Origin of the sequence: Streptomyces cavernae (assembly GCF_004023625.1) — a bacterium.
Lineage (GTDB): Bacteria > Actinomycetota > Actinomycetes > Streptomycetales > Streptomycetaceae > Streptomyces > Streptomyces cavernae.
Genome location: NZ_RPDJ01000044.1, coordinates 1 through 24,548, shown reverse-complemented (window position 1 = coordinate 24,548; position 24,548 = coordinate 1). Strand labels below are relative to the sequence as shown.

General features: G+C 70.1%; 18 protein-coding genes and 5 pseudogenes. 9 read left to right on the top strand and 14 right to left on the bottom strand.

Features of this window, described 5'->3' with window-relative positions:
• Positions 1-34: 34 nt before the first annotated feature.
• Positions 35-3,256: a bifunctional cytochrome P450/NADPH--P450 reductase gene (locus tag EF387_RS38890; protein ID WP_128381327.1), complete on the top strand. Its 3,222-nt coding sequence runs from the start codon at positions 35-37 to the stop codon at positions 3,254-3,256.
• 430 nt (positions 3,257-3,686) lie between these two features.
• Here the strand turns inward: EF387_RS38890 and EF387_RS38885 are convergent, their stop codons facing one another.
• Together EF387_RS38885 and EF387_RS38880 are read right to left on the bottom strand one after the other, a co-directional pair.
• Positions 3,687-4,310: a TetR/AcrR family transcriptional regulator gene (locus EF387_RS38885; protein WP_128381326.1), complete on the bottom strand. Its 624-nt coding sequence runs from the start codon at positions 4,308-4,310 to the stop codon at positions 3,687-3,689.
• A gap of 7 nt (positions 4,311-4,317) precedes the next feature.
• The gene (locus EF387_RS38880) at positions 4,318-4,596 is read right to left on the bottom strand and encodes a type 2 periplasmic-binding domain-containing protein (RefSeq protein WP_128381325.1); all 279 of its coding nucleotides are present in this window, start codon (positions 4,594-4,596) and stop codon (positions 4,318-4,320) included.
• Positions 4,597-4,652: 56 nt separating this feature from the next.
• Here EF387_RS38880 and EF387_RS38875 point away from each other — a divergent pair.
• Together EF387_RS38875 and EF387_RS38870 are read left to right on the top strand one after the other, a co-directional pair.
• Positions 4,653-4,871, top strand: a pseudogene (locus EF387_RS38875) (D-alanyl-D-alanine carboxypeptidase); the annotation flags it as partial.
• A gap of 249 nt (positions 4,872-5,120) precedes the next feature.
• Positions 5,121-6,251, top strand: coding sequence for a hypothetical protein (locus EF387_RS38870; protein WP_128381324.1), 1,131 nt, complete (start codon positions 5,121-5,123; stop codon positions 6,249-6,251).
• 25 nt (positions 6,252-6,276) lie between these two features.
• Here the strand turns inward: EF387_RS38870 and EF387_RS38865 are convergent, their stop codons facing one another.
• Both EF387_RS38865 and EF387_RS38860 read right to left on the bottom strand, forming a co-directional pair.
• Positions 6,277-6,474: a hypothetical protein gene (locus tag EF387_RS38865; protein ID WP_128381323.1), complete on the bottom strand. Its 198-nt coding sequence runs from the start codon at positions 6,472-6,474 to the stop codon at positions 6,277-6,279.
• Between the two features lie 187 nt (positions 6,475-6,661).
• Positions 6,662-8,373: pseudogene (locus tag EF387_RS38860) on the bottom strand (MFS transporter).
• A 529-nt stretch (positions 8,374-8,902) separates the two neighbouring features.
• Between EF387_RS38860 and EF387_RS50220 the strand changes: the two are divergent.
• Positions 8,903-9,136 (top strand): annotated as a pseudogene (locus EF387_RS50220) (DUF1772 domain-containing protein); the annotation flags it as partial.
• Positions 9,137-9,333: 197 nt separating this feature from the next.
• On the opposite strand, the gene EF387_RS38850 reads toward EF387_RS50220, so the two are convergent.
• Positions 9,334-9,951 (bottom strand): TetR/AcrR family transcriptional regulator, encoded by a 618-nt coding sequence (locus EF387_RS38850; RefSeq protein WP_128381322.1) that lies wholly within the window; start codon positions 9,949-9,951, stop codon positions 9,334-9,336.
• 173 nt (positions 9,952-10,124) lie between these two features.
• On the opposite strand from EF387_RS38850, the gene EF387_RS38845 reads away from it, so the two are divergent.
• Positions 10,125-10,346: a hypothetical protein gene (locus EF387_RS38845; protein ID WP_128381321.1), complete on the top strand. Its 222-nt coding sequence runs from the start codon at positions 10,125-10,127 to the stop codon at positions 10,344-10,346.
• 97 nt (positions 10,347-10,443) lie between these two features.
• On the opposite strand, the gene EF387_RS38840 is transcribed toward EF387_RS38845, so the two are convergent.
• Positions 10,444-12,651 (bottom strand): MMPL family transporter, encoded by a 2,208-nt coding sequence (locus EF387_RS38840; RefSeq protein WP_128381320.1) that lies wholly within the window; start codon positions 12,649-12,651, stop codon positions 10,444-10,446.
• A 308-nt stretch (positions 12,652-12,959) separates the two neighbouring features.
• Between EF387_RS38840 and EF387_RS38835 the strand changes: the two genes are divergently transcribed.
• Both EF387_RS38835 and EF387_RS38830 read left to right on the top strand, forming a co-directional pair.
• On the top strand, positions 12,960-14,207 hold the full coding sequence (locus tag EF387_RS38835) for a sensor histidine kinase (RefSeq protein ID WP_202918504.1): 1,248 nt from the start codon (positions 12,960-12,962) through the stop codon (positions 14,205-14,207).
• A complete protein-coding gene (locus EF387_RS38830) occupies positions 14,204-14,881 on the top strand; it encodes a response regulator transcription factor (protein WP_128381319.1) in 678 nt (225 codons plus the stop codon). Before EF387_RS38835 ends, EF387_RS38830 begins: the two co-directional genes overlap by 4 nt.
• Before the next feature lie 49 nt (positions 14,882-14,930).
• Here EF387_RS38830 and EF387_RS38825 read toward each other — a convergent pair whose 3' ends face one another.
• Positions 14,931-15,914, bottom strand: coding sequence for an SDR family oxidoreductase (locus EF387_RS38825; protein ID WP_128381318.1), 984 nt, complete (start codon positions 15,912-15,914; stop codon positions 14,931-14,933).
• 48 nt (positions 15,915-15,962) lie between these two features.
• On the bottom strand, positions 15,963-17,228 hold the full coding sequence (locus EF387_RS38820) for a cytochrome P450 (protein WP_128381317.1): 1,266 nt from the start codon (positions 17,226-17,228) through the stop codon (positions 15,963-15,965).
• Between the two features lie 150 nt (positions 17,229-17,378).
• On the opposite strand from EF387_RS38820, the gene EF387_RS38815 reads away from it, so the two are divergent.
• Both EF387_RS38815 and EF387_RS38810 read left to right on the top strand, forming a co-directional pair.
• Positions 17,379-17,615 (top strand): hypothetical protein, encoded by a 237-nt coding sequence (locus EF387_RS38815; RefSeq protein WP_128381316.1) that lies wholly within the window; start codon positions 17,379-17,381, stop codon positions 17,613-17,615.
• A gap of 43 nt (positions 17,616-17,658) precedes the next feature.
• Positions 17,659-18,192 carry a DUF5709 domain-containing protein gene (locus EF387_RS38810; RefSeq protein ID WP_420802675.1) on the top strand — a complete coding sequence of 178 codons (534 nt, stop codon included), beginning with the start codon at positions 17,659-17,661 and terminating at the stop codon, positions 18,190-18,192.
• A 416-nt stretch (positions 18,193-18,608) separates the two neighbouring features.
• On the opposite strand, the gene EF387_RS38805 is transcribed toward EF387_RS38810, so the two are convergent.
• The 6 genes and pseudogenes from EF387_RS38805 to EF387_RS38780 form a co-directional block, all read right to left on the bottom strand.
• On the bottom strand, positions 18,609-19,088 hold the full coding sequence (locus tag EF387_RS38805) for a DUF4383 domain-containing protein (RefSeq protein ID WP_128381315.1): 480 nt from the start codon (positions 19,086-19,088) through the stop codon (positions 18,609-18,611).
• Positions 19,089-19,249: 161 nt separating this feature from the next.
• Positions 19,250-20,086 (bottom strand): four-helix bundle copper-binding protein, encoded by an 837-nt coding sequence (locus EF387_RS38800; protein WP_128381314.1) that lies wholly within the window; start codon positions 20,084-20,086, stop codon positions 19,250-19,252.
• 64 nt (positions 20,087-20,150) lie between these two features.
• Positions 20,151-20,966 carry an SAM-dependent methyltransferase gene (locus EF387_RS38795; RefSeq protein WP_128381313.1) on the bottom strand — a complete coding sequence of 272 codons (816 nt, stop codon included), beginning with the start codon at positions 20,964-20,966 and terminating at the stop codon, positions 20,151-20,153.
• Positions 20,967-21,193: 227 nt separating this feature from the next.
• Positions 21,194-21,541: pseudogene (locus EF387_RS38790) on the bottom strand (RICIN domain-containing protein); the annotation flags it as partial.
• Between the two features lie 506 nt (positions 21,542-22,047).
• On the bottom strand, positions 22,048-24,354 hold the full coding sequence (locus EF387_RS38785; protein WP_128381367.1) for an ABC transporter permease: 2,307 nt from the start codon (positions 24,352-24,354) through the stop codon (positions 22,048-22,050).
• Between the two features lie 113 nt (positions 24,355-24,467).
• Positions 24,468-24,548: pseudogene (locus tag EF387_RS38780) on the bottom strand (ABC transporter ATP-binding protein); the annotation flags it as partial.

Here is a 24,548-nt window from a genome sequence, read left to right as displayed (position 1 = left end):
AGAGACAGCCTGCGCCGCATCGAAAGGCAAGCTCATGACTCACGAGGCCCTGCGCGGAACCGAGCCGATCCCCGAGCGTCCCGCCCTGCCCCTGGTCGGCCACGCGTTCGACATTCCCGGTGGTGCCGACGGCCTGCTCTACATGATGAAGGAGGCCAGGGAGCTGGGGCCGCTGTTCAAGCTCCGCGTCTTCGGCCACGAGATCAAGTGGGCCTCCGGCCTGGACCTGGTCACGGAGCTGGCGGACGAGAGCCGGTTCCGCAAGAGCGTGCACTCCGATCTTGTGAACATCCGGGAGATCAGCGGGGACGGGTTGTTCACCGCGTTCAACGACGAGCCCAACTGGCGCAAGGCGCACGATGTGCTGATGCCGGCGTTCTCGCTGGGCGCGATGCGCGGCTATCACGCGACGATGCTCCAGGTGGCCCGGGAGCTGATCGGGAAGTGGGACCGGGCGGCGGGTGCGGTGCCCGTTGACGTGGCCGACGACATGACGCGGCTGACGCTCGACACGATCGGTCTGTGCGGTTTCGGCTACGACTTCGAGTCGTTCGCTCGTGAGGAGCCGCATCCCTTCATCGTCGCGTTGTCGCGGGCGCTCGGGTTCCTCCAGGACAAGGGGGAGTCCATCCCCGGCACGGAGCTGTTCAAGTGGAAGCAGGCCGAGCAGTTCCGTGAGGACGTCACGCTGATGGAGGATCTGGTCGACGATGTGATCCGGCAGCGCCGGGCGTCCGGTGACCGGAACACCGATGATCTGCTCGGGCGGATGCTGCACACCGCTGACCCGGTGACGGGCGAGCCCCTGGACGACGTCAACATCCGCTACCAGGTGATCACGTTCCTCATCGCCGGGCATGAGACCACCAGCGGGGCGCTGTCGTTCGCCCTGCATTACCTGACCAAGCATCCCGAGGTGCTGGCCCGCGCTCAGGCCGAGGTCGACGTGCTGTGGGGGGACTCGGACGCCCCCGAGCCGGGCTACGGGGACATCGGCAAGCTGACGTACATCCGCCAGGTGCTCAACGAGAGTCTGCGGCTGTGGCCGACGGCGCCCGCGTACGCGGTGGAGCCGCTTGAGGACACGGTCATCGGCGGGAAGTACGCCGTGCGCAAGGGCGAGTCGATCCAGATCCTCATCCCGCAGCTGCACCGCGACCCCGCCTGGGGCGAGAACGTCGAGCTGTTCGACCCCGACCGGTTCCTGCCCGAGCAGGAGGAGGAGCGCCCGGTCCACCTGTTCAAGCCGTTCGGTAGCGGCGAACGCGCCTGCATCGGCCGCCAGTTCGCACTGCACGAGGCGACGCTGGTCCTCGCGCTGGTGATCCACCGCTACCGCCTGATCGACCACACCAACTACCAGCTGAAGATCAAGCAGACGCTCACCATCAAGCCCGACCAGTTCACCCTGAACCTCGCCCGGCGCACCAGCGGCGAGCGCCGCCTGCCCACCGCCACGGCCCTCACCGCGGGCAACGCCCCCGCCGGCCAGAACCGGCCCGCCGTCCGGCGCGCCACCGGGACCGCGCTGACCCTGCTGCACGGCTCCAACCTGGGCACCTGCGCGGGCATCGCCCGCGACCTCGCTTCGGACGGCGACGAGCGCGGCTTCGTCCCGTCCGTCGCTCCCCTCGACGACGCCGTGGGCAAACTTTCCGCGGGTGACGGGCCGGTGGTGATCGTGGCCGCCTCCTACAACGGCAGGCCCACGGATGACGCCACGGAGTTCGTCGCGTGGCTGGAGGGACTCGAGCCCGGTTCGCTCGAAGGCGTCCAGTACGCCGTGCTGGGTGTCGGCGACCGCAACTGGGCCGCCACCTACCAGCGCGTCCCCACCCTCATCGACGAGCGGCTCGCCGCCGCGGGCGCCACCTCACTGCTGGAGCGCGGCGCCGCGGACGCCGCCGGTGACTTCGCCGGCACGGTGGAGCGGTGGACCGGCGACCTGTGGACCGCCCTGCTGGAGCGGTACGGAGCCGCCGCAGAAGCGGGGGAGGCGGAGCCGGCCGCCGACCAGGAGACGGGACTGTACGAGTTGGAGGACGCGACCGACTCGGTCATCGGCGGTCTCGCGGCACGACACGGCGTGCAGCCGATGGAGGTGCTCGACGCGTACGAACTGGTCGACATGGACCACGGGTTGGGCCGCTCCAAGCGATTCCTGAGGCTGCGGCTGCCCGAGGGCGTCACCTACCGCACCGGCGACCACCTCGCCGTCCTGCCGAGCAACCCGGACGCACTCGTACGGCGGGTGGCCGACCGCTTCGGCCTCGACCTGGACCGCACCGTGCGACTGCGCGCCCGTCGCCGCAGCCGGGGCGCCCTGCCCGTCGACCGGCCGCTGACCGTGCGCCGCCTGCTGACCGACTTCGTGGAACTGCAGGACGTCGCCACCCAGGAGCAGGTCGCCGTGCTCGCCGAGCACACCGCCTGCCCGCCCGAGAAGCGGCCTTTGGCCGAACTCGCGGCGGCGGGTCCGGAGGCCTTCCGCGAGCAGGTGACCACCGCAGGACACAGCGTCCTGGACCTGCTGGAGCGCTACCGCGCCTGCGAGCTGCCCTTCGAACGCTTCCTGGAACTGCTGCCCGTCCTGCGCCCGCGCCACTACTCGATCTCCTCGTCCGCCGAAGCGGCACCCGGCGAGGTCGACCTGATGGTGTCGCTGCTCGCCGCGCCCCACCGCGGCGGCGAAGGCACCTTCCACGGCATCGCCTCCCACCACCTCCAGACCGTGCATGCCGGCGACACCCTCCAGGCCAGGGTGCTGCCCTGCAGTGAGGCCTTCCGCCTGCCGCAGGACGAGTCGGTGCCGGTGATCCTGGTCAGCGCGGGCACCGGCCTCGCGCCCTTCCGCGGCGCCGTCCTCGACCGCCACCACACCCGGTCGACCGGAACGCTGCTGTGCTACTTCGGCTGCGATCACCCCGACGTCGACTACCTCCACCGCGAAGAGTTCGCGGCGGCCGAGGCAGCCGGAGCCGTCAGCATGCGGCCCACCTTCTCCTGCGCACCCGAGGACGGGGCCCGCTTCGTCCAGGACCGCATCGCCAAGGAGAGCGACGAGGTCTGGGCCGTACTGGAGGCAGGCGGGCGCGTCTACATCTGCGGAGACGGCCGCCGAATGGCCCCCGCGGTGCGGGAGGCGTTCATGAAGATCTACCGCGACGGCACGGGCGCGGGCGACGACGAGGCCACCGCCTGGCTGGCCGCCCTGACCGAGTCCGGCCACTACGTGGAAGACGTCTGGGCCGGCTGACCACCTTCCCCGGTGCGTGGCCGGCACCCACCGCCCGCCCCGCCGACTCCACAGACCGACAGGGTCACGGACACCCACTCCCCCCAACGTCCGTGGCCCTGTCTCCTTCGGCGTGTCCCGCTGTCCTGTCCCACCCCTTCTGAACTCGCACTGCCGAGGACCGGTGGCCGTTCCCAACTCCCCGCAGAGAAGCGACCGGTGAACGTACGAAGCGGCTCCGCCCTGACCTTCTGCGTGGCGGTCGCACTCATCGCCGGAGTCACCCTCGGCAACGGCGGGGCGAACTCCGGCGAAGAGATGACGCCGCCGGAACCCGGAGGTCTACGACCGGCCCTTCACCGCGGATCGGGCACCTTCCGGCCGGCCGACGTCCGCGGCTCATCGCTGGGTAACGGCGACAAGGGCGAGGCCGGCCTGATCCGCCCTGCTGTCAGCTCGTCGGCAGGGTCACGAGCTCCATTCGGCCTCCGGCGAGAGCGACGACAGCGGCGACCAGGGCCTGCAGACCGGTCAACTCGGCCTCCTCGTCGGGCAGCGAGAGATGCTGCACCGAGAGGCCGTCGAAGCCGGCCAGGAAGAACCGGGCGAGGGTCTCCGCCGGCTGGGCGAGCCGGTGACCGGTGCGCTCCGCCGCCTCGGTCACCAGCTTCGTCGTCACGGCCGTCACCTCGCGGTAGTGGCTCTCGAGGGTCTCCTGCAGCCGTGGTGTCCGGAGCGCGAACATGGACAGTTCGGTGAGGAGTTGGTGGGTGGTCGGTTGCTCGCGCAGGGTCTGCCACAGGGCGGCGGCGAGTGCCGCGACCGTCTCCTCGAAGCCGGCGTCCGCGGGCGCCGCAAGTTCGACCTGTGCGATCAGGTCGTGGGTGAGCTGCTCCATGACGGCCCGGTACAGATCTTCCTTGGTGCCGAAGGTGTAGTGCACCGTTGCCTGGGCCACGCCCAGCTCGGCTGCGATGGCACGGGTGCTTCCGGCAGCCACACCCTCCCTCGTCATGAGGTCGATGGCGGCCTTGATCAGCTGAGGACGGCGCTCTGCCGCAGAAACATGAGCCATGAAAACATCATAGCGACTTAGTCCGGTGAATGAATCGTTCGATCAGGTCACGATTTCCGGCACTCCTTCTGCGGCTGAGGTCGCGGGGGTCGGTCTCTGCCGTGCTCACGGCAACGAGGTGGCCGGCCTCGGCCGCGATCTTGCGCAGCCAGATGTGGGCGGGGTCGCGTTCGTGCAGGGGGTGCCACAACAGTGATTCCACCAGCGGTCCCACCCCGAAAGGCAGGTCGACGACGGTCCTGCCGCTGCCGGAGGGAGCCGGACGGGCGGCACGCTCAGGGAGCACACCCACCCGGTCGGTGCCCGCGATGAGGTGGGGCAGGGAGAGGAGGTTCTCGGTGCAACAACATCGCCGAGACCCTGCTGCGGATGACCGCGCTGCGCGCCGGGCAGCCCGCCACGTTCGAGGGCGGCACGGCGGTCGTACGGGACGTGCTGAGCCTGCGGTACGGAGTGTCGCTGGAGAACTTCGAGATGTACGACGGGAGCGGCCTCTCCCGTGCCAACCGCATCCCGGCCCGGACCCTGGCGGAGATCCTCGACCTGCTGACGGAGAAGCGCGGCATCCCGCCAGGCCGGCGCCGCCACATAAGCCAAGCCGGCTTCGCGTAGCGCGAGGTACCAGTCGTCGCTGACTCGAACCGGTGCCTCTCCCAGTCGGTCACGAGTCTTGGCATAAGGTGCGGTCGAGTTGATGTTCGGATCGTTCATCCATAGTGAGCAAAGGGCCGGTCAGTCATGCCGTTCACGGTGCCGCAGGCGGTGATACGCCGAACCGAAGGTTGGCTTGTCCGGCGAGGTGCACCCACGATGATCGAGGGGTACGGCTTCGTCGATCATGTGCTCCCCCGAATGCTGCCGTCGCTGGCCTTCGTGGCGCTGGCCAGCCTGGCCTGGCTCGTCCCGCTCAGATCCGCAGGCTCGCACGGGTGGATCCTCCTCGGTGGCGTCGCCGTGATGACGCTGGCCGCGTGGGGCACAAGTACCGTTCTCGTCCGGCGGCTTCCCCGTTTCTCGCGCAGGGCCGCCATCGCGTTCCTCGCCGCGTACGCCACGATGCCCGTCGCAGTACCTCTGTTGCAGCTCGCCGTCGACGGAGCCGTCACACCGCCGGGCGGCAACGTGGTCGGGCTGCTGGGTTTCGTGATCTTCTTCGCCGCCACCTTTGTCGCCACACTTCTGGCCACCACCTACGGTCTCGGCACGCTGCTGCGTCGGGCGGTCCGCCACTCGGTCTTCGACCTGCGCAACAGCGTGCACCTGCTGGGCCGGGCGCTGCCCCCGTTGCTCTTCGTCACGCTGTTCCTGTTCTTCACCGGCGAGTTGTGGCAGGCCATGAACCGGCTGGCGTGGTGGCGGGTCGTGCTCGTCGTCGTGCTGTTCGCCGCGATCACCGTGCTTGCCGCCGCTGCCCGCCTGCGTGACGAGATCGGCCGGGTCGAGCAGGACCTCAGCCGGCCCACGCTCGCGGCGGCGTGCCGGGGCACTCCCTTGGCCGGTGTGCGGGTCGAGCAGCTGGCGCCCGAGGGTCAACTGCCTGCAATGCCGCTGACCCCACGGCAGGAACGCAACCTGCTGCTGATGCTGGCCAGCCGCCAGCTCGTGCAGGCAGCGGTGGTCGGCCTGACGCTGTTCACCTTCTTCCTCGCCCTGGGCGTGCTGGTGGTCACGCCCGAGACAGCGGAACAGTGGATCGGCGAAAAACCAGAGATGTCTGCCTTTTCCCCCGTGATCCCCGTCGCGATGTTGCGGAACGCCACACTCCTCGCCGCGTTCGGCAGCATGTACTTCGCGGTCACTTCGATGACGGACGCGGACCATCGACAGCAGTTCTTCGCGCCGATCATCGACGAGATCGAGCGCGTGCTCGCGGTGCACGCGGTCTACCTGGCCGTGCGCGAACCGGCCCCGGCCGCACCCCAGGGCCTGAGCACTGGATGACCTCTGGGCCGGCCGGGGGCATCGCTCAGCGCCGCAACAGCGGTTCCGGCTGTACAACCTGTCTGCCGAGCACGGTGCGTCCGATCAGGGTGTAGCCGGCGGGGGCGACGTGTTCCTCGGCGCCGCGGATCTTGGCGAAGCGGCGGGCGTCGGTCTGGATGCCGCGGTTGTTCTCGCACAGGATGCACGCGCTCTTGTACCGGGTGGCGGTGTCGGCGGTCATCGGCCCCGTCTCCTCCTGTGGTGGGCGGCGGGCGTATCGCGCGCCCCGGGGTCAGCCCGAGGCGCGGGGTGTGCGACCGGTGAGGTGCTGGTCGGCCGAGCGGGGCTGGTGGTGTCGCGCAGGGTGGCCAGGGCCGGGCCCGGAGGTCAGCGGCCCTCTTGCGGGGACGCGAAGGACATGACGGGGATCACGAACTCGTACGTGCGATCTCGGGCTCCTTCGCCAGGGCTACCGAGGTCTTGATCCCCTCTCCGGCCTTGGTCGTATCCTCCGCCCCCGCTTCTGCACCACGGCCCTTGCCGGGGAGCAAGAAGGACACGGACACCGCCCCCACCCCCAGGATCGCCGCGCCCACCAGGCTGGTGTGAGCCACCGCGTCCGCGAACGAAGAGCCGACCGCGTCCGCCATCTGGTGGGCGCCGTTGGTGAGTTGGCTCGCCTGCTCCTGGAGCTGTGCGGCCTGTTGCGGGTCGGTCGCCTGCGCCGCCTGTTCGGCGAGCCGGCGTGCCTGGTCGCCGATCTCCTGGGCGACCCCGTACCCGGCGGCCACCGAGTCCTGCGCATGGTTCAGCGCGTCGGCCGGGAGTTTGCTGCCCGCGGTCGCGTCCGACAGGCTCGACGAGTACGACGTCGACAGCAGCGAACCGAGGATGGCGATGCCGATCGCCCCGCCCAGCTCCGTGGAGGTGTCGTTGACCGCGCTGCCCACGCCCAGTTCCTCTTCCGGGAACGTGCCCATGATCGCGTCTGTGCAGGGCGCGAGCGCCAGGCCCATCGCGAGCCCGAGCGTGATGAGGGGTGCCACGAAATCACCGTACGACGACGACTTGTCGATCTGGGTGAGCAGCGCGAGTGCAGCCGTGCCGCCGACCATGCCCGCGACGATGGACGCCCTCCTGCCGAAGCGCGGGGTGAGGTAGCCGGTCAGCACGGAGCCGGCGAAGACCGCGCCGGCGAGCGGCAGCATGCGCAGGCCGGTCTCCAACGCGTCGTGGGCCAGCACGAACTGGAGGTGCTGGGTGACGTAGTAGAAGGCGCCGAAGACCGCCAGGAAGAACAGCACGACGGCGATGTTGGCACCCGTGAACGCACGGTTCGCGAAGTGGCGCAGGTCGAGCAGGGGGTGCGGGTGGAACAGCTCCCAGAGGACGAACGCCACGAGCCCCAAGACCGCGACGACCGTGCCGGTGACCGACTTGGCGTCCCAGCCGTGCGGGGCCTCGATGAGCGTGAAGACGAGCGCGGCGATCCACACCACCGACAGCAGTCCACCGACGTAGTCGATCCGCGGCGCGTGCGTGGCCTTGGACGGCGGTACCAGGACGAAGGCGCCGACGATGGCGAGGGCGACCACGGGAACGTTGATCAGGAAGGTGGACTGCCAGCTGAAGCTCTCCAGCAGCATGCCCGCGATCAGCGGTCCGGCGGCGATGGCGATACCGGCCGTGCCCGACCACAAGGTGATCGCCTTGGCCCGCTCGGCGCGCGGGAAGGTCGCGGCGAGGAGGGAGAGCGTGGCGGGCATGATGAGCGCCGCGCCGACACCCATCACGGCACGGGTGGCGATGACTTCGGCCTGTCGACGAGTGAACCCCATATCGCTCCGCCGCCGAACAGGACGAGCCCGAGAACGAGCGCGCCGCGTCGGCTGTACTTGTCGCCGATCGCGGCGAACAGCAGCATCAGGGCGGCGTAAGGGATGGTGTAGCCGTCAATCACCCACTGCAGGTCCGTGCTGGACAGGCCGAGGTCCTGGGTCATGGAGGGAGCCGCGACCGTGAGGGCGGTGTTGGCCATCACGATCATCAGCAGGCTCAGGCAGAGCACGAGGAGAGCCCACCAGCGCCGGGCGTAGGGCCGGTCCATCCTCTCGACCGGTTCGTTTGTGAACACACGCATGGGACGGTCCTTTCGTATGAGGGGCCGCGCCAATCCCCTGCGGCAGGGGGCGGGTGCGCGGGAACGACAAGAGGAAGCAGGGAGCATCCGTTCGACAGACTTTATCAGACGACAAAGTCGAAAGAACGAGTTTTGGTTCCGAGGGGTGATACGCGAGACGCTGCTTGCCGCGCGCTCGTGATGGGGCATGTGGACGGGACCGGCGAACCCAGGTCCGATCAACACCGGATGAGACCGGATGCAGTGCAGTCCGCAACGAAGGGCTTGGGTTGCCTTACCGGTTGGGGAGCGGCCGTCTGCCCGCGCGAGATGACGCTGCAGGCATCACAGATCGTGCTGGGCCTTCCCGGCGTATGGCTGCGGGGCCCGTCGAACGCACCGGTCCGGCCTGCGCCTGGCCCGTGACAAGCCGGACTTACCGATAGCGGCCATGGGGATGTCGGCGCTCAGTTCCACGACACTCGCCATCATGACCCGCGGCGGCTCGCCGGCGGAGCAGCACTCGTGGCGCTGAACGTCCTTCCCGCTCACCCGGCTCGGCAACGTTCCCATCAACGGTCAGATCGAGAAGTGGGCCGCCACCTCGGCTCCCCCCGACCACGCAGCGATTCTCGCTCGCTGGGAAGCCTTCGACTACGCCCGCACAAGCTCCGCGTTCGCCGCCTTCGTCCTGCTGATCCTTCTTGCCCTGCGTCAGCACCGCACAGGGCGTGATCCGAAAGACCTGCCCCAGAAGAAGGGCCGGTGGCACCACGGAAAGTAATGGCTGCGGTGCAGCATCAAGATCCAGTAGGCGCGCTCCAGGTGGAGCACACGTGACGACAAGTCGGCTGAACACTCAGTCGACAACACCTCGGGTGCCCGGGCCTGCTACGGGCACAAGCGCCGAACTACCGCATGTCGCCCACCGGGTCCGGGCACCCGAAGAGCGTCGACGACTGTGCGAGCGCGGCGATCAGGTCAGCCGGCCGTCTCGTGCCGCCCTGATCCCAGGAGCCGATCGATGTGATGGTCCAGCACGCTTCTGGCGGCATCCGGCGAGCGATACCCGAGGGCGACGTCCACCCCGAGGCTGGTGGCGAGTGACCAGCAGATGTCGGCGTCGGTGCGCTCTTCGCCGCGCGGCTCGCCGCCTTGCTCCTGCCGGGCCGCGGTGATGAGCCCGGCGGTGAAAGAGAGCAGTTCGTCGTCGCCGGGCGCCAGGACCCGCGCCATCGTCGGGTCGGAGACCGCCCGTCCCGCCACCGCCAGGGAGAACCGCATGAGTCGCATGCTCTCCTCGTCGGGGCTGACCAGGGCATGGAGACATGCGCGGAGGAGGGCTTCCGGGCCCGTCGCGCCGGCCGTCCTGACGGCGTTCTCGATGCTCGCGTTCACCGCCTGGACCGCCCGGTCGAGCGCGTCGCGGATCAGGGCCTGCATCGAAGGGTAGTAGTGCTGCACCTGCCCCATGGAGACGCCCGCTTCATCCGCGACCTTCCGCAGCGTCACCTTCTCGGTACCGCCTCGGACCGCCAGCGCCCAGACCGCCTCGACCAGGCGTTTCCTGCGCTCCTCGTGATCCACGATCTTCGGCATGGCGCCTCCTCTCCCGCCGTTCGCAATGCGAGTGCATTGCGAACGGTGCTCGCGCCGTATTACAGTGCGATCGCATTGTAATGGCCGGGGCGATGACCGCGGAGTTGCCGGGGCTCTCCCGCCCCGGAGCATCCGTCACCGGCAGAGACGTCTTGAACCCCGGAGGGCAGCACGTGAAGTACGACCTTTTGCAGACCCTTGGTGTCGCTCTCTTCGCCCTGGGGGCGCAGGGCGCGATCCGCCAGCTCGTCGACCACGGCAACGCAGGCCTGCTCGGGTGGCTGCCAGGTGGATTCGCCGCCAGTATCACCGTTTACGTTCTCGCTGTCGCCGTCGGCGCAGTCGTCGCGGGCTGGGCCCGCGGTAGAGCGAGGGTGGTGGAGCGCAGCGGCTGACGGGCGACTGGAGGGTCGCCCAGTCGTCCCGCCCAGGAACTCTCCTCGACCGCTGGGCGGTTGGGATGCGCGTCGGAGCGGGACGTCGGGCGTGACTTCAGGGACGCTCGGCCGCGGGAGCGAGTACCGGCTCCGGGTGAGGCTGCCGGTCGGGGCCCTCGACGCCCATGCGGGGCAGTCGACGGTCGAGCCAGCGGGGCAGCCACCAGGTCGCGCGTCCCAGCAGCGCCATGGCCGCGGGCACGAGCACCATACGGACGATGGTCGCGTCGAGCACGATCGCGGTCGCCAGGCCCAGGCCCATCATCTTGACGAGCGGCGACGGGTTGGCGACGAAGCTGAGGAACACCACCGTCATGATCAGCGCGGCAGAGGTGATCACACGGCCCGTGGCCGCCATGCCGCGCGCCACCGACTCCCTTGTGTCGCCCGTGGACTCGTACTCCTCGCGGACGCGCGAGAGCAGGAACACCTCGTAGTCCATGGACAGGGCGAACAGGACCGCGAAGAAGATCGTCGGCATGGGCGAGGCCACGGGGAAGGTGCCCTCCAGGTTGAACAGGAACCCGAGCCAGCCCCACTGGAAGACGGCGACCACCACACCGTATGCCCCGCCGATGGACAGGAGGTTGACCGCGGCGGCCTTCAGTGGCAGTGCGACGGAGCGGAACACCACCAACAGCAGCAGGAACGACGCCGCCAGGATCGCCGCGATGAAGACCGGCAGGGTGTCGGTGAGTTGCTCGGTGAGGTCGTCGGTCATGGCGGTCATGCCGGACACGGCGACGTTGTCGGGGACGAGATCACGGACGCGCGCAAGGGTTTGGGAGGTCTCGGCGTCGGCGGGGGCGGTAGTGGGGAGCGTGGGCAGCACGACGGTGTCCCCGGCCGCGGAGGTCTCCGGCTCGCCGACCGTGGCGATACCGGGATCGGCGGCGATGCGCCGGGACAGTGCGGGGACGTCCTCGGCGTCGGCGCCGGGGCGGGTGAGGTCGACGACGATCAGCAGGGGAGCGTTGAAGCCCGGGCCGAAGCCCTCGGCCAGCAGGTCGTAGGCGCGGCGGTGGGTGGTGCTCGTGGCGTCGTCGCCGGCGTCGGGGAAGCCGGTCTCCATGCGCAACGCCGGGGCGGCCAGCACCAGCAGGACGGCGGACGCGGCGAGCAGGTGGCGCCAAGGGCGGCCGGACACACGGTGGGCGAAGCGCCACCATGCCGTGTCCTCGAGCCTCTTGGGAGTGCGCTTGCGGCCCCAGCGGCCTGCTGCGCCTGACGGGCCTACTTTGCGTGCTATCCGTGCTGTGCGTCCTTTGTGGACCCGGTCGCCGAGGAGCGACAGCAGGGCCGGCAGCAGCGTCAAGGCGCTCGCCACGGCGAACAGGACGACCAGGGCGGTGCTCAGGCCGATCGACGTCAGAAAGCCCAGGCCGGTGAGGGCGAGAGCGGCCATCGCCACGATGACGGCGCCGCCGGCGAACAGGACGGCCGCGCCCGAGGAACCCATGGCATTCGACAGCGCGGTGGCGTTGTCCTGGCCGGCGGCGCGGTTCTCGCGGTGACGGGCCACGATGAACAGGGCGTAGTCGATGCCGATGCCCAGGCCGACCATCGCGCCGATCGTGGGTGCGGCGGTCGAGACGTCCATCGCGTTGGCCAGCAGCGTGACGCTGCCCAGGCCCGCGGCGACGGCCACCAGGGCGAGGGCGATCGGCACGAGCGCGGCGACGACCGTGCCGAACGCCACCACCAGGATGACGAGTGCGGTCAGCAGCCCCGCCGCCTCCGCACCCGACGTCTCCGTCTCGGCGTTGATGAAGACGGCGTCGCCACCCAGTTCGGCGACTACACCGTCATCGCGTACGGGCTCGATCGCCTTGGTAAGGGCTTCGATGTCCTCGGGATCCACGTCCATCGCGGGCACGTCGAACGTGATCCTGGCGAATCCGATACGTCCGTCGGCTGACAGAGCGCCGGCGGTGAAGGGATCGGCCGTCGTGGCAACGTGCCCGACGTCGGCGATCCGGGCGACCGCGGCCTCCACGGCAGGCCGGTGGTCGTCCAGACGCTGCCCTTCCGGCACGGCGAACACCGCCACGGCTTCGCCACCGGACGCCTCCGGGAAGCGCTCTTCGAGCAGTTCCATCGCCTTCTCGCTCTGGCTGCCGGGAGCGACCAGGTCGTCGACGAACGAGCCGCCGACCGTTCCGGCCAGAGGCAGTACCAGGAGAAGGGCAACCGCCCAGGTGGCGATGGTGACCCATGGCCGCCTGGCGCTCGCGCTGCCGATGCGGCGGGTGAATCGGTTCATGACTGTGTGGGCTCCCCCGTTGAGATGGCCGCCGCCCCCGCCGGTCCGCCGTACACCGAGCCGCGCGCCGGAGGCAGGATTCCTGAGCGATCCCATCGTCGGTTCCGGCGCCGGTGCTGTCCCCCGCCACCGGAGGGGTTCGGAGCTCCCGCGCGGGACGGGGACGACGCGGCGGCACCTCCCCCCGACGGGGGAGCCCGGTATCCGCCCGCAGGTGGGTGACCGCGCCTGCGACCTGGCCCTACGATGGCCTGCCCGGTGCACCCCGATGACCAACGCCAGTGCGACGGAAGCCTTTTGACGGAGCGATGATGAACCGGACGGCGCTGCCCTCACAGAGGCCGACCCCCGGCGTGCCGGGATCGGCCCGCGGCCTGCCGGGCAGGTTCCGCGGGCCCTTCGCCCGCTGGCCGCGGGCCGCGGACGCCGTCCTCGCCGCCGCCCTGTTCCTGGCCGCAGTGTTCTTGGAGGAGGCACCCGGCGACTCGCTCCGCGTCCGCCCGATCACCGACGTGCCGGTCCCGGTCCTGCTGCTGTACGCCGTGGCCGCCGGGGCGCTCTACCGGCGTCGAAACAAACCTCTCGTGGTCCTGTGCGTGGCACTCCTCGCCTGGGGCCCGACGCTGGGGAGCAGCTACTCCACCGGGGGCGGGTTCGTGATCGTGGCGCTGTACGCCACCGGGCGATACGCCGCGGACACCCGCGGGAGCCGCCTCGGCACCGGCGCGGGCATCGCCGCGGCCGCGGCCGCGCTCGTGATCGAGGAACTGCTGCGATCCGCCCCCTGGGGGGACATCGTCTTCGGCGCCGTGTTCATGGCCGGGGCCTGGTACGTCGGCCGGCGTCTGCGGCTGCGTGCCGGGCGCGCCGCCCGGCTCCGCCAGGAGCAGGCCGCCGAGGCGCGCCGGATCGTCGCCGAGGAGCGGACCCACATCGCCCGCGAACTGCACGACGTGGTCGCCCACCGGGTGAGCATGATGACGGTGCAGGCGGGCGCGGCCCGGATGGTGGCCGCCGAGAACCTCCAGGAGGCCGTCGACGCGATGGCAGCCGTGGAGGAAGCCGGACGCCAGGCACTGGACGAACTGCGTCACCTGCTGGGCGTACTGCGGCCGGACGCCCAGCGCGACCGGCTGGGCCCCCAGCCACGGCTGGCCGACCTGCACCAGCTCGTGGAGCAGGTCCGCGAGGCGGGTCTGGACGTGACCGTCACCGGTGGTGTCCAGGCCGTCCTCCCGGCCCGCGTCGAACTGTCGGCGTACCGCATCGTCCAGGAGGCACTGACCAACGTGCTCAAGCACAGCGGACCGCGGACCCGCACCGAGGTGCGCCTGAGCCGGGAGAGCGGCGGCCTCACCATCGAGGTGCTCGACGACGGCCGTGGCACCGCCGTCCAGTCCGTGTCGGCCGCCGCCCACGGGAGTGTGCCCGGCCATGGGATCGTCGGCATGCGGGAGCGGGCGGTCCTCCTCGGCGGGAGCCTCGACGCGGGCCCGCGCCCCGGCGGCGGATTCCGGCTGGCCGCCCGTCTGCCGACGTCAGGAGAGCCCGCGTGAGCATCCGTGTCGTCGTCGTGGACGACCAGGCGCTGGTCCGCCGGGGCTTCGTCATGATCCTGCGGGTCCATGACGACATCGAGGTCATGGCCGAGGCCGGGACCGGACTCGAGGCCGTCGACGCCGCACGCAGGCACCGCCCGGACGTGATCCTCATGGACATCCGCATGCCCGGCATGGACGGCATCGAGGCCACCTCCCGGATCCTGCGGGAGGCCGACTGGGACGTGCGAGTTCTGATCCTGACCACGTTCGACCCGGACGAGTACGTCTACGAGGCGCTCCGCGCCGGTGCCAGCGCCTTCGTGCTCAAGGACATCCCGCCCGAGCAACTCGCCATCGCCGTACGCACCGTGGCCGAGGGCGGAGCACTGCTGGCACCGTCGATCACCCGGCGCCTCATCGACCAGTTCGCCGGGCGACGTGTCGTCAACACCACCGTGGCGGGCCGACTGGAGCGGCTCACCGACCGCGAACGCGAGATCGTGGTCGCCGTCGCACGGGGCGCGAGCAACTCGGAGATCGCCACCCAGCTGTTCATCGGGCCCGCCACCGTCAAGACGCATGTGTCGAGCATCCTCACCAAACTGGGCCTGCGTGACCGCATCCAGATCGTGATCTTCGCCTATGAGAGCGGACTCGTCGAAGCGGGCGACCACGACATCGGCCACTGAGACAACCGCTTCGCGGCCTTCCCGTCCCGGACCCGTCCTCGCGTCACCGTCAGCGGGCCGCCGCCTGCCTGGCGCGTCGCCCCAGCGCCGTGCCGACGGCGAGGGCGGCCACGGCCGCCGTGCGGCGCACGGCGGTTCGGCGGCGGCCGTGCCAGCCTCCGTCGACCGATCCCGTGCCGGGGGCCGGATCGTAGAGGTTGCCCGGGCCCGCGGCGGCGGTGTCGTGGCGGGACAGGTGGGTGCGGTCCACCTGAAGGGCCATCATCCGCTCCACCAGACCGGAAGCCAGACGGGACTGCAGGATCAGCGCGCGGCCCACGGGGCCGACCACGACCTCCCTGCGGGGCACGCGTACGACGTCGACGACGGCCCGCGCGGTGCGCTCCGGCGGGTACACCGGCGGCATGGGCACCACGCGTCGTCCGGTGTGGTTGGCCGCGTGCTGGAAGAACGGGGTGTCGATGGTGGCGGGGAGCACGGTGCACACCTTGACGTGCCGGGCTCCCGCCAGACGCAGTTCCTGGCGCAGGGAGGAGCCCAGTGCCCGCACGGCGTACTTGGACATGCCGTACGCCGGCGCGTACGGCTGGGAGACCACACCGGCGATGGACGAGACGTTGACCAGCACACCGTGCTCCTGCTCGCGCAGGACGGGCAGGGCGGCGCGCGCCCCGTGCACGCATCCCATGATGTTGACGTCGAGCACGCGCCGGATGTCCTCCAGCGGTGTCTCCTGGAACGGGCCGAACACCGTTACGGCGGCGGCGTTCACCCACACGTCGATGCGGCCGAACCGCTCCACCGCGCGAGCGGCCAGGTCCTCGACGGCCTTGGCGTCCGCCACGTCCGTCGGCACGGCCAGGGCGCGCGCGCCGAACCGCTCACGGCATTCGTCCGCCACGGCCTCCAGGGCGCTCTCACCGCGCGCCGCCACCACGACCGACGCGCCCGCGCGGGCGAACGCCAGCGCGGACGCCCGGCCGATACCACTCGACCCCCCGGTGACCACAACAACGGCGTCCTTGACTTTCATGGGCATTCTCCTCGGGCGTCGGGCACGATCACGCGCGGTTCGGGGCGGTCATGGCACGGCGACGGGCCGGTCGGCCGGTGCCCGTAGTCCGGTGACGACGAAGCCGCTGCGCGGCCGCGTCGGTATCCGGTGCAGGGGAATCCTCAGGTCCTGGTCGGGGACGGTGTAATCGAGGCGGGTCAGCCGTACGGCGAGGGCCTCCAGCAGCCCGATGGTGATGCCCTCGCCCGGGCAGCGGTGTCCGGCCTTCGGGTCGCCGCCGCCCTGCGGGATCAGTTCGTCGCGCTCGACGGGCCGTCGGAGGAACCGCTGGGGGCGGAACGCGTACGGGTCGTCCCACAGGCTCCCGTCGTGGTTCTGCCCGTAGACGTCCAGAAGGACCATCGTGCCGGCGGGGATGTGCTCGTCGTGCCAGGTCAGATCGGTGACGGCGCGGCCGCCGAGGAACGGGGCGAAGGGGTAGAAGCGGCGGACCTCGTGGACGAACGCCGCCGCGTACGCCGCGTCGTCCGACTGCAGTCGTTCGCGGTGCTCCGGCCACCGGTGCAGCGCGTGCGCGGCGAAGGCGACGAACCAGCTGACGGCGACGGTGGGGCGGATGACGTTGATCAGTTCCACGGCGGCCGTCTTCGGATCCAGTGGTTCGCCTGCGGCGTTCCGGTGCCGGATCACGTCCTCGAGTACGGAACCCGCGGGCGCCTGGACCGTGCCCGACCGCACATCCTCGACGAGCCGGCTCAGCCGGGCCTCCTGCCTGCCCCGGGCGCGGCGGGCACGCCAGTGGCGCGGTCCGAGGGTGGCGAATCCGTCGACCATCGCGATCAGGTCACGGGCCACCGACTCAGCGTCCCGGTCGTCCAGCGGGATCCCGGCCCATCGGCAGACGCCCCGGGTGAGCACCACGCTCGCCTCGTCGAACAGCACGACGGGGGAACGCCGACTCCAGACGGGTACCGCGCCATCCCACTCCGCGGTGACGTGTTCGACCACGCCGGCGATCCTCTCGGGAGCCAGCAGGGGCAGGAACAGGCCCTTGCGCACGCGATGCGCCTGGCCGTCGAGGTTGTGCACGGCCTCGTGCCCGAACAGGGTGCCCAGGACCGGCTCGGGAAGCGCGCCATGACGGTTCACGTGCCGTTCGTCGTAGAAGAACCGCACGGCGTCCGGTCCGCGCAGGGCCACCGCGGGCCGGCCCATCAGCCGGGTGCGCACCACGGGGCCCGGGCTTTCCCGCGTGCGGTTCGGCAGCCAGGCGTAGCCCTCGGAGAGGGCGGAGAGGGTGTGGTCCATGACGGGGTGGCGAAGTCCATCCATGGCGGCCGAGTGCCCCATCGGCCCCCGAGCACACCCTGAACGTTCGGCAGGGCCCGGCCGGGAAGGAGTTTCGCCCACGCGACCGTGTCAGCCGTTATGTGCGCGGCTGTGCGGGAACCCGGCTGCGTCATCCGATGTGGAGGGCCGACCATGACTGAGCAGACCACGTCCCAGGCAGAGGGTGAGCGGGAGCGGAACACCGCGCCGCACCAGGAGCCGGGGACCGACGAGCGGGAGGCGTCCGGTCACCCCGACCCGCGCCGGGACACCCCCTCGCAGGCGGAGGGCGACCGCGAGGACGAGGCGGACGAGGCCGAGGCGGCCGACAAGGACGAGGCGGACGACGAGGGCACGGAGGAATACCGGGCCGGCTGGTCCGGCCCGTGACCGGTGGACGCAGCAGGAAGCATCACCAGCCGGGGAGACGGACATGAGCGACGAGAACACGGCCGACGAGACCATGACCGACGAGAACACGGCCGGCGAGAACATGGCCGACGACGCCTACCAGCCCACGGGAAGCAACGAGGACCAGGAGGACGCCGCCCCTCTGGATCTGCAGGACGCGGTGGACGAGCGCACCTACGACGACATGCTCGACGAGGGCTACTCCCCGCCGGAAAAGCCCTTGGGCGTCACCAAGAAGGGCGTCACGGCGGCCGAGCAGCACGAGGGCGAGTCCCTGGACGAGAGGCTGCGCCAGGAGGTTCCGGAGGCGGAGGCGCAGGCAGGGGACGGCATCGGGGACCTGCCCGGCGGCGAGGGCGAACCACTCGACCCGGAGGCCGGCACGGACCGCGCCGGTCGCCTGGTGGCACCGGACGAGGGTGCGCGAACGGACACCACCAAGGAACTCGTGGCCGAGGACGAGGGCATCGACGGCGGGGCGGCCGGTGCGGAGGAGGCCGCCGTCCACGTCGTTTCCGACGATCAGCTGCCACCGGCAGGGGAGAGGGGGGAATGACCCGCACGGGCGAGAGGTGGGAAGGACACGCCCGGATGGGAGGGCGAATGGCCCGCACGGGCCAGGCCTCGGAAGGCCGCGAGTGCCCCGGCCGGGCCCGTGACCGGTGGCCGGGGCCGCGGCCGAAAAGGACAGCTCGGCCGGCGCACCGCCGGTCATGCAGTTCGATCTCCTCGCTGAGGGGTACTTCGTCAGGCTTTATCACCCGGAGGAGGCCACGGTGGACTGGGCCGGCACGTCCGCAGACGTTCAACCGTGGACCGCACGGAGGATGCCGTCCGCAAGGCCATGAACGGCGGCGGTGGCAGCGGCGGTTAGGCATGGGTGCGGCCGGCCTGCGGTGGCGCTGAAAAGCTCGCAGGCCGGCCGGGCACCGCATCATCACGGGTTCGGTGGGACGCGTGTCCTCCGCCGCGTCACAGTCCCGCCCCGGTAGGGGTGGATCCCTCTCGGCCGGACCGGCGGCCTCGGGTGAGCAGAACACCCAGGGCGATCATGGCGACGCCGAGCGCGAAGTGCAACCAGTCGTCGGCCGTGTTCAGCGGGACGAAGTTGGCGTCGGAACCATGGTCGATGATCAGGCCGTACAGCCAGAGCACCAGGTAGATCACGCCACCGCCGATCAGGAAGGCACGTGCCCCTGAGGCGCTGCGTGCCATCGCGAGGCCGACGATCCCGAACAGCAGGTGGACGATGTTGTGCAGGACCGACACCTGGAAGATCCCGAGCAGCTCCGCCCCGGAGTCGTGCGAGGCGAACTCCATGTCGTCGTAGCCGGTGGTGATGCCGGGAATGAACCCGAGGACCCCGACGAGCAGGAAGACCACCCCGACCAACTGCGCGGCCTGCTGGACAGCTGCACGAGTAGGTCTGGTGGTGCTTGCGTGAATGGTCATGGAGAGGCCTCCTTGCGTCTTCGTCCGGTGATGGCGGAGCGCCGGGTCCCCCCCCGTCGACCTGTGTAAAGCGAAGTCACAACGGTCGAGGCAGGTGGATGCCGGTTCGCTGGAGCCAGGTGACGACCGCATCGGCGCGGCCTATGCGCAGCTGCTCGCTGCTACGATCCGCGCTTTCCGCTGATCGCTTCGATGAGCTCTTCCTTTCGCATCTCGTGCAAACCGGTCACCCCCTGCTCGCGGGCCAGGTCCCGGAGCTCGTCGACGTTCATCTCTCGGAGTTCTTCCTCGGACTTGCCCGCACCGGATGCACCGGACCCGCCGGTTTTCTCCGTCGTCTCCGTTCCGCCGCCCATGGACGCTCCGGCCGGGGTCGTCGCGCTGGGCGGTGAGGTGGGGTATCCCTCTCCCGCCTCGCTGGAGCCCATCTGCTCGACCAGCTGACCGAGCAGCTGTTCCGTCTCGCGGCACGCCTTCGCGGACAGTTGGAAGTAGGTCGTTTCCTTGAACTCCTCGGCAGCGTCCGCGCTCGCGCGCAGGACGGTGCGGGTCGCCTCGATGATCGCCATCGTCGTCGGCGCGTCGTAGCCCGTCTGCCGGGCCAGGATCCGGGCGGCGACGGTGCACAGGTCGGCACAGTCGTTGTCCAGCCGCACACACTTGATGGACATCACGATCTTTTCCGGGTCCTGCTCGGCGGCGGCCGCATCGGCGCACGTCAGACAGACGCCGGCGCACTCGTAGAGCTTGTCCACCGCCTCGCCGAGAAGCCTGGGCGGCATCCCTGTCTGGGCGGGATAGGCATCCAGCAGTTTCTCGACCAGCGACATGGCGTCCTCCGTATGGTTCGGTTCGGTCGGGACGGCCATCGAGTGCGCACGCCAGAACGACTGACGCCCAGAAAAGGTAAAAATTCTCAAAAAAGATGAAATGTCCGCCTTGGTGAAGCATGACGGCGGGTCCCCCACAGCCGGGCGGAACACGGCATGGCTGATCACCCCGGGGCCGGCCCGGTCACTGAGCCCGGCGCGGTCACCGGGCCCAGGCCCGCCACGGCACCCGCTACGGCTTACGGCCCACCGCCCCGTACCCCGGAATGACCCCGTCGTCCTGACCGGGAACGGGCTCGCCGAGTTCCGGGTGCCATTTGTCGACCACGACGACACCGGGCTCGACCAGGTCGAGGCTGTCGAAGAAGCGGGCGAACTCCTCCCGGGAACGCAAAGCCAGGGTGACGCCGGCGGCCTTGAGCTTCTCGGTCGCCGCCCGCGACTCCTCCGGCGTGAAGTCGGCGGTGGCGTGGGTCATCATCAGACAGCTGCCGGAGGGCAGTTCGGACAGCAGCCGGTCGACCAGCTCGTGCGCACCGTCCTCGTCGGAGACGAAGTGCAGCAGCGCGACGAGGGAGAGCGCGATGGGCCGGCCGAAGTCCAGGACCTCCTTCGCTCCTTCCACGATGCTCGCCGGGTCCCGCATGTCGGCCTGCAGATACTCCGTGACCCCCTCCGGTGTGCTGCGCAGCAGGGCCGCGGCGTGGGCCAGCACGATCGGATCGTTGTCGCAGTAGACGACACGTGCGTCGGGCGCGATCCCCTGGGCGATCTGGTGGAGGTTCGGCTGGGTCGGGATGCCGGTGCCGACGTCCAGGAACTGCCGTATGCCGTTCTCGGCCAGCCAGCGCGTCGCCCGGTGCATGAACGCGCGGTTGACCCGCGCCATCACCGGCACCCTCGGGTCAAGGGTCAGCATCTGGCGGCCCATCTGCTCGTCGACCGGGTAGTTGTCCTTGCCGCCGAGATACCAGTCGTACATCCGCGCGGGATGCGGCTTGCTGGTGTCGATTTCGACGGCGCGCTGATAGGGGTTCTGCCCGGTCATGAAACGCTCCGCATGGTCTGACGCGATGAATGATCAAGAAGTTAGTACCAAGATAAGTAAGTTGAGAGACAAAGAAGCGCGAAGACGGGAAGAGAGCGGAAGACGGCCGAAAGACGATCAGCGCGGCCGTGGAAAACGGGTAGTGGGGGTGGGCTGCATCCACTGCCCACCCCACACCGCGGGCAGTGCCGGGCGCGGGCTCGTACGCCGCTGTCCCCGGCGGCGGCCTACTGGACGAGCTCCCAGTCCTGGGAGCCGTCGGAGACCGTGTTCTGCAAGGTGAGCGGCGCCCCGTCGGACGCGCCGGTCAGATACAGGCTCGTGTTCTTGACCGACTGCAGCCGGTAGAACCCGTCGTCGGTCTTGACGAGGTTTCAGCTGCCCGTGGCGCTGTCGTCGACCCACTGGCCGATCCGCTGGCCGACCGTCGCGTTCCCCGTCCAGATGGCTGCCGCGCGGCCACCCGACTTGTTGAGCAGCGTCTTTCCGCCGTTCGGTTCGGTCACGATGTGCCAGAACTGGGTGTCCGGGTTCGCCGCCGAGCCGGGCTCCTCCAGGTGTACGTCAGGAACGTCACTCGCTTCTGGCAAGGATGCCCCGGCGTTCACGCCGGGGAGGAATCGCCTCCTGTCGGCCGCGACGCGGAGCGTCGCGGCGTCAGCTCTTCGTCCGACGCGGAGCGCCCGCACGGCTGCCCGGCGGAGCCGGGGAATGCGAACGATCGTTCCGTGAGTCACCGGCTGTGATGAGCGTCGGGTGAACGGCAGTCGTGTGTGCGGGATTCGTACTGCGGTCCGATGTCGTAAAGCTGGTCGTGCAGGTGAAGTTGCCATCCAGGCTGTCCTCGCCCTGGCCCGCCGCCGCGTCAACGTCCTCTGGGCCTCCTCCGCGACGGACGGACCTACGAACTCATGCCACCCACCGCGCACGCGGCTTGACAGACCGCATGAGGAATCACTGTGCCAGCGTGCCCGGACCCCATGGACCGGATGCTGGCCCAACCTGACCGGCTGATCAGGTGGGCGGGGTGGAGCTGTACGCACCGTTCCCTGTTCTCCGGGCTCCTGACGGGGCGTCTGTGTTACTCGGTGCGGAGGCCGTCCGGGCGCATCAGGCGAAGGAGTGGGGGGACGCTGAGGGCTGTCACCACCAGGACTACCGCCGCGCCGATGCCGGTCATCGCCAGGACGCTCAGCCAGTCCACCGTCACCGCGGTGTCCGTCATCTTCAGCAGGACGGCGCCCAGGGTGAGGCCCACCATCGTGGCGAGGAGCAGGCCCAGGGCGACCGGGATCGCGGTCTGCCACAGGACCGACAGGGTCAGTGTGCGGCGCCGGGTGCCGAAGGCGATCAGCGAGGAGAGCAGCTTCTTTCGCTCGCGCAGTTGCTCCAGCTGGGAGACCAGCAGGCTCGCCCCGATCAGCGCGAGGACACAGGCCGCGCCGGCGAACAGCCCGGTGCGGATGGAGTCGAACTCAGGGGTACGCTCACCCTCCGTGAACATCCTGGGCACCGCGAGCGGGTCGATCTTCATTGCGGCGTTGCGCACGATCTCGCTCACGTCCGGGACCGCCATGTCGAGCTTGAGGTAGATCATCCCGCTGGAGGTCTCGGCCGCGGCGGTGGGCAGCGCGCTCGTGGTCATGAGGAAGCCCTCCCGCTCCCAGCCCGAGGGGTCGGTGCGCGGCTCGGCCTTCTTGATGTCCCGCGGCACCGTCCAGGGCACCTGCGCACCCTTTGGGTCGCCGTCGAGGGAGGGGTCGAGGAAGAGCTTTTGGCCGGGTTCGGCGAGCTCCGGTTCGGTGCCGTGCAAGGCGAAGACATCGCCCTCGCGGCACGAGGGCAGCTTCGCCACTTCGCGTAGGTCGGCGCAGTCGCCGACGGTGACTCCCGCGAGCGCTTTGGGTTTCTTGGCGCGGTCGCCCAGCCGGGTGTCGGACAGCGCGACGGCGCCGCGCACACCGCGGGTGTCGGCGAGCTTTTGCCGGGTGTCTGCGATGGGGATGTGCTTCGGCACGGACAGATCCATCTGGGCGCGGGAGAGGTCCTGGCCGGTGGGCTTCGTGTAGTCGTCCTGGACGCCGGCGAAGAGCATCTGCAGGGCGATCGCGCCGGCCACCGCGACCGCGATGCCGTTGACCATGCGGGCGGCGGTGCCGCTGCTCAGCTGCAGTCTGCGTAGGGCCAGTTGCCAGGAGACCGGGCCCGAGTTCAGGCGGGCCACGACGGCTTCCACGATCCATGGCAGCAGCGCGGTGATGCCGACGAGGAGCAGGATGACACCGCCGGTCACCATGTACTCGTTGAATTCGCCGCTGTTGTTGCCCTTGCCGATCATCTGTGCGAGCAGGCCGAGGCCGCCGAGCGGCAGCAGCAGCCGCCACCACAGTCGGCGTCGCGTGGGTTTGGCCGTACGCACCACGCCGAGCGGTTCGATGACCACGCCGCGCAGGGCGAGCAGCGTCACCACCACCGCGGTGGCCGGGACCGCGAGGGCGATCAGGACGGCGAGTACGGGCGCCGGGTCGAGGTAGCTCGGGAAGACGCTGATCTCGAAGAGTTCGACGGAGCCGGCGATCTGGCGGCCGATCAGGAAGAAGCCGATGCCGAAGAGCAGTCCGAGGAAGGCTCCGGCGAGTGCCTCTCCGGCGGCGATCCGGCGGGTCATCCGGCCGTCGGCGCCGACCAGCCGCAGCGCGGCGAGTCTGCGGTCGCGCCGCTCGCCGCCGAAGCGTACGGCCGCGGCGATGAACACCCCGACCGGCATCAGCAGCACCAGGAAGACCGTGAGGACGAGCAGGAGAAGGACCGGGTCCTTCTCCTTTGCGGGCGGCTTCGCCACGTTGAAGGCGTCGATGCGCGAGACGCTGGAGTCGGCGTCGTGGTATTTGGCCAGGTTCCGGCCGCCGGTGTAGTAGGCGAGTTCGGCCGAGCCGATCAGGCCGCTCTCCCCGATGCTGCCGGTGACGCGGTACGGCACTCGCTCGCGCAGCAGCCTGGCGTCCTTGGACTTGAGCAGTTCCTTCAGCGCGGGGGACACGAACATCTCACCCGGCGCGGGGAACTTCTTGATCCCGGGCGGCAGCGGCGCCCCGGGGCCCTCGGGCTCCAGCTGACGGCCAAGGACATGCCGGCCGCGGAACTCGGTGGAGACGTCCGCGACGAGCAGCGTGTTGTCGGCCTTGGCCGGCTCGGGTGCGCGCGCGCCGAACTCGCCGACCAGCGCGAAGGCCAGGCGCGCGTACTCGCGGTCCTCCCGTGTCTGCATCGCGTTCGGGATGGCGGTGGTGAGCAGCAGCAGTGCCACGCCGAGACCCACGCCGACGCCGGTGAGCAGGAGACGTATCCAGCCCTCCCGGCCTCCGGTGAACGCGAACTTGACGCCCATGGCCAGGTCTGCGGACCACTGCCGCAGCATGGGGGTGTCGTGGCGGGGATCTCCCAAGGAGATGGGTCTCGGGGAAGTCTCGGACGGGGCGGCGGTGGGCGAGGTGCCGGTGGTCATATCGCGCGCTCCATGTCCCGGGACTTCCCGTCCCGTACGACGATCTCGCGGTCCGAGTACGCGGCCACCCGCGCCTC

Coding starts and splice junctions, on each gene's coding strand:
- EF387_RS38805 (WP_128381315.1), bottom strand. CDS start 19,088: ATGACCATTCACGCAAGCACCACCAGACCTACTCGTGCAGCTGTCCAG.
- EF387_RS38870 (WP_128381324.1), top strand. CDS start 5,121: ATGATCGAGGGGTACGGCTTCGTCGATCATGTGCTCCCCCGAATGCTG.
- EF387_RS38885 (WP_128381326.1), bottom strand. CDS start 4,310: ATGGCTCATGTTTCTGCGGCAGAGCGCCGTCCTCAGCTGATCAAGGCC.
- EF387_RS38835 (WP_202918504.1), top strand. CDS start 12,960: ATGATGAACCGGACGGCGCTGCCCTCACAGAGGCCGACCCCCGGCGTG.
- EF387_RS38825 (WP_128381318.1), bottom strand. CDS start 15,914: ATGAAAGTCAAGGACGCCGTTGTTGTGGTCACCGGGGGGTCGAGTGGT.
- EF387_RS38785 (WP_128381367.1), bottom strand. CDS start 24,354: ATGGGCGTCAAGTTCGCGTTCACCGGAGGCCGGGAGGGCTGGATACGT.
- EF387_RS38840 (WP_128381320.1), bottom strand. CDS start 12,651: ATGAACCGATTCACCCGCCGCATCGGCAGCGCGAGCGCCAGGCGGCCA.
- EF387_RS38795 (WP_128381313.1), bottom strand. CDS start 20,966: ATGACCGGGCAGAACCCCTATCAGCGCGCCGTCGAAATCGACACCAGC.
- EF387_RS38810 (WP_420802675.1), top strand. CDS start 17,659: ATGAGCGACGAGAACACGGCCGACGAGACCATGACCGACGAGAACACG.
- EF387_RS38815 (WP_128381316.1), top strand. CDS start 17,379: ATGACTGAGCAGACCACGTCCCAGGCAGAGGGTGAGCGGGAGCGGAAC.
- EF387_RS38865 (WP_128381323.1), bottom strand. CDS start 6,474: ATGACCGCCGACACCGCCACCCGGTACAAGAGCGCGTGCATCCTGTGC.
- EF387_RS38890 (WP_128381327.1), top strand. CDS start 35: ATGACTCACGAGGCCCTGCGCGGAACCGAGCCGATCCCCGAGCGTCCC.
- EF387_RS38850 (WP_128381322.1), bottom strand. CDS start 9,951: ATGCCGAAGATCGTGGATCACGAGGAGCGCAGGAAACGCCTGGTCGAG.
- EF387_RS38820 (WP_128381317.1), bottom strand. CDS start 17,228: ATGGATGGACTTCGCCACCCCGTCATGGACCACACCCTCTCCGCCCTC.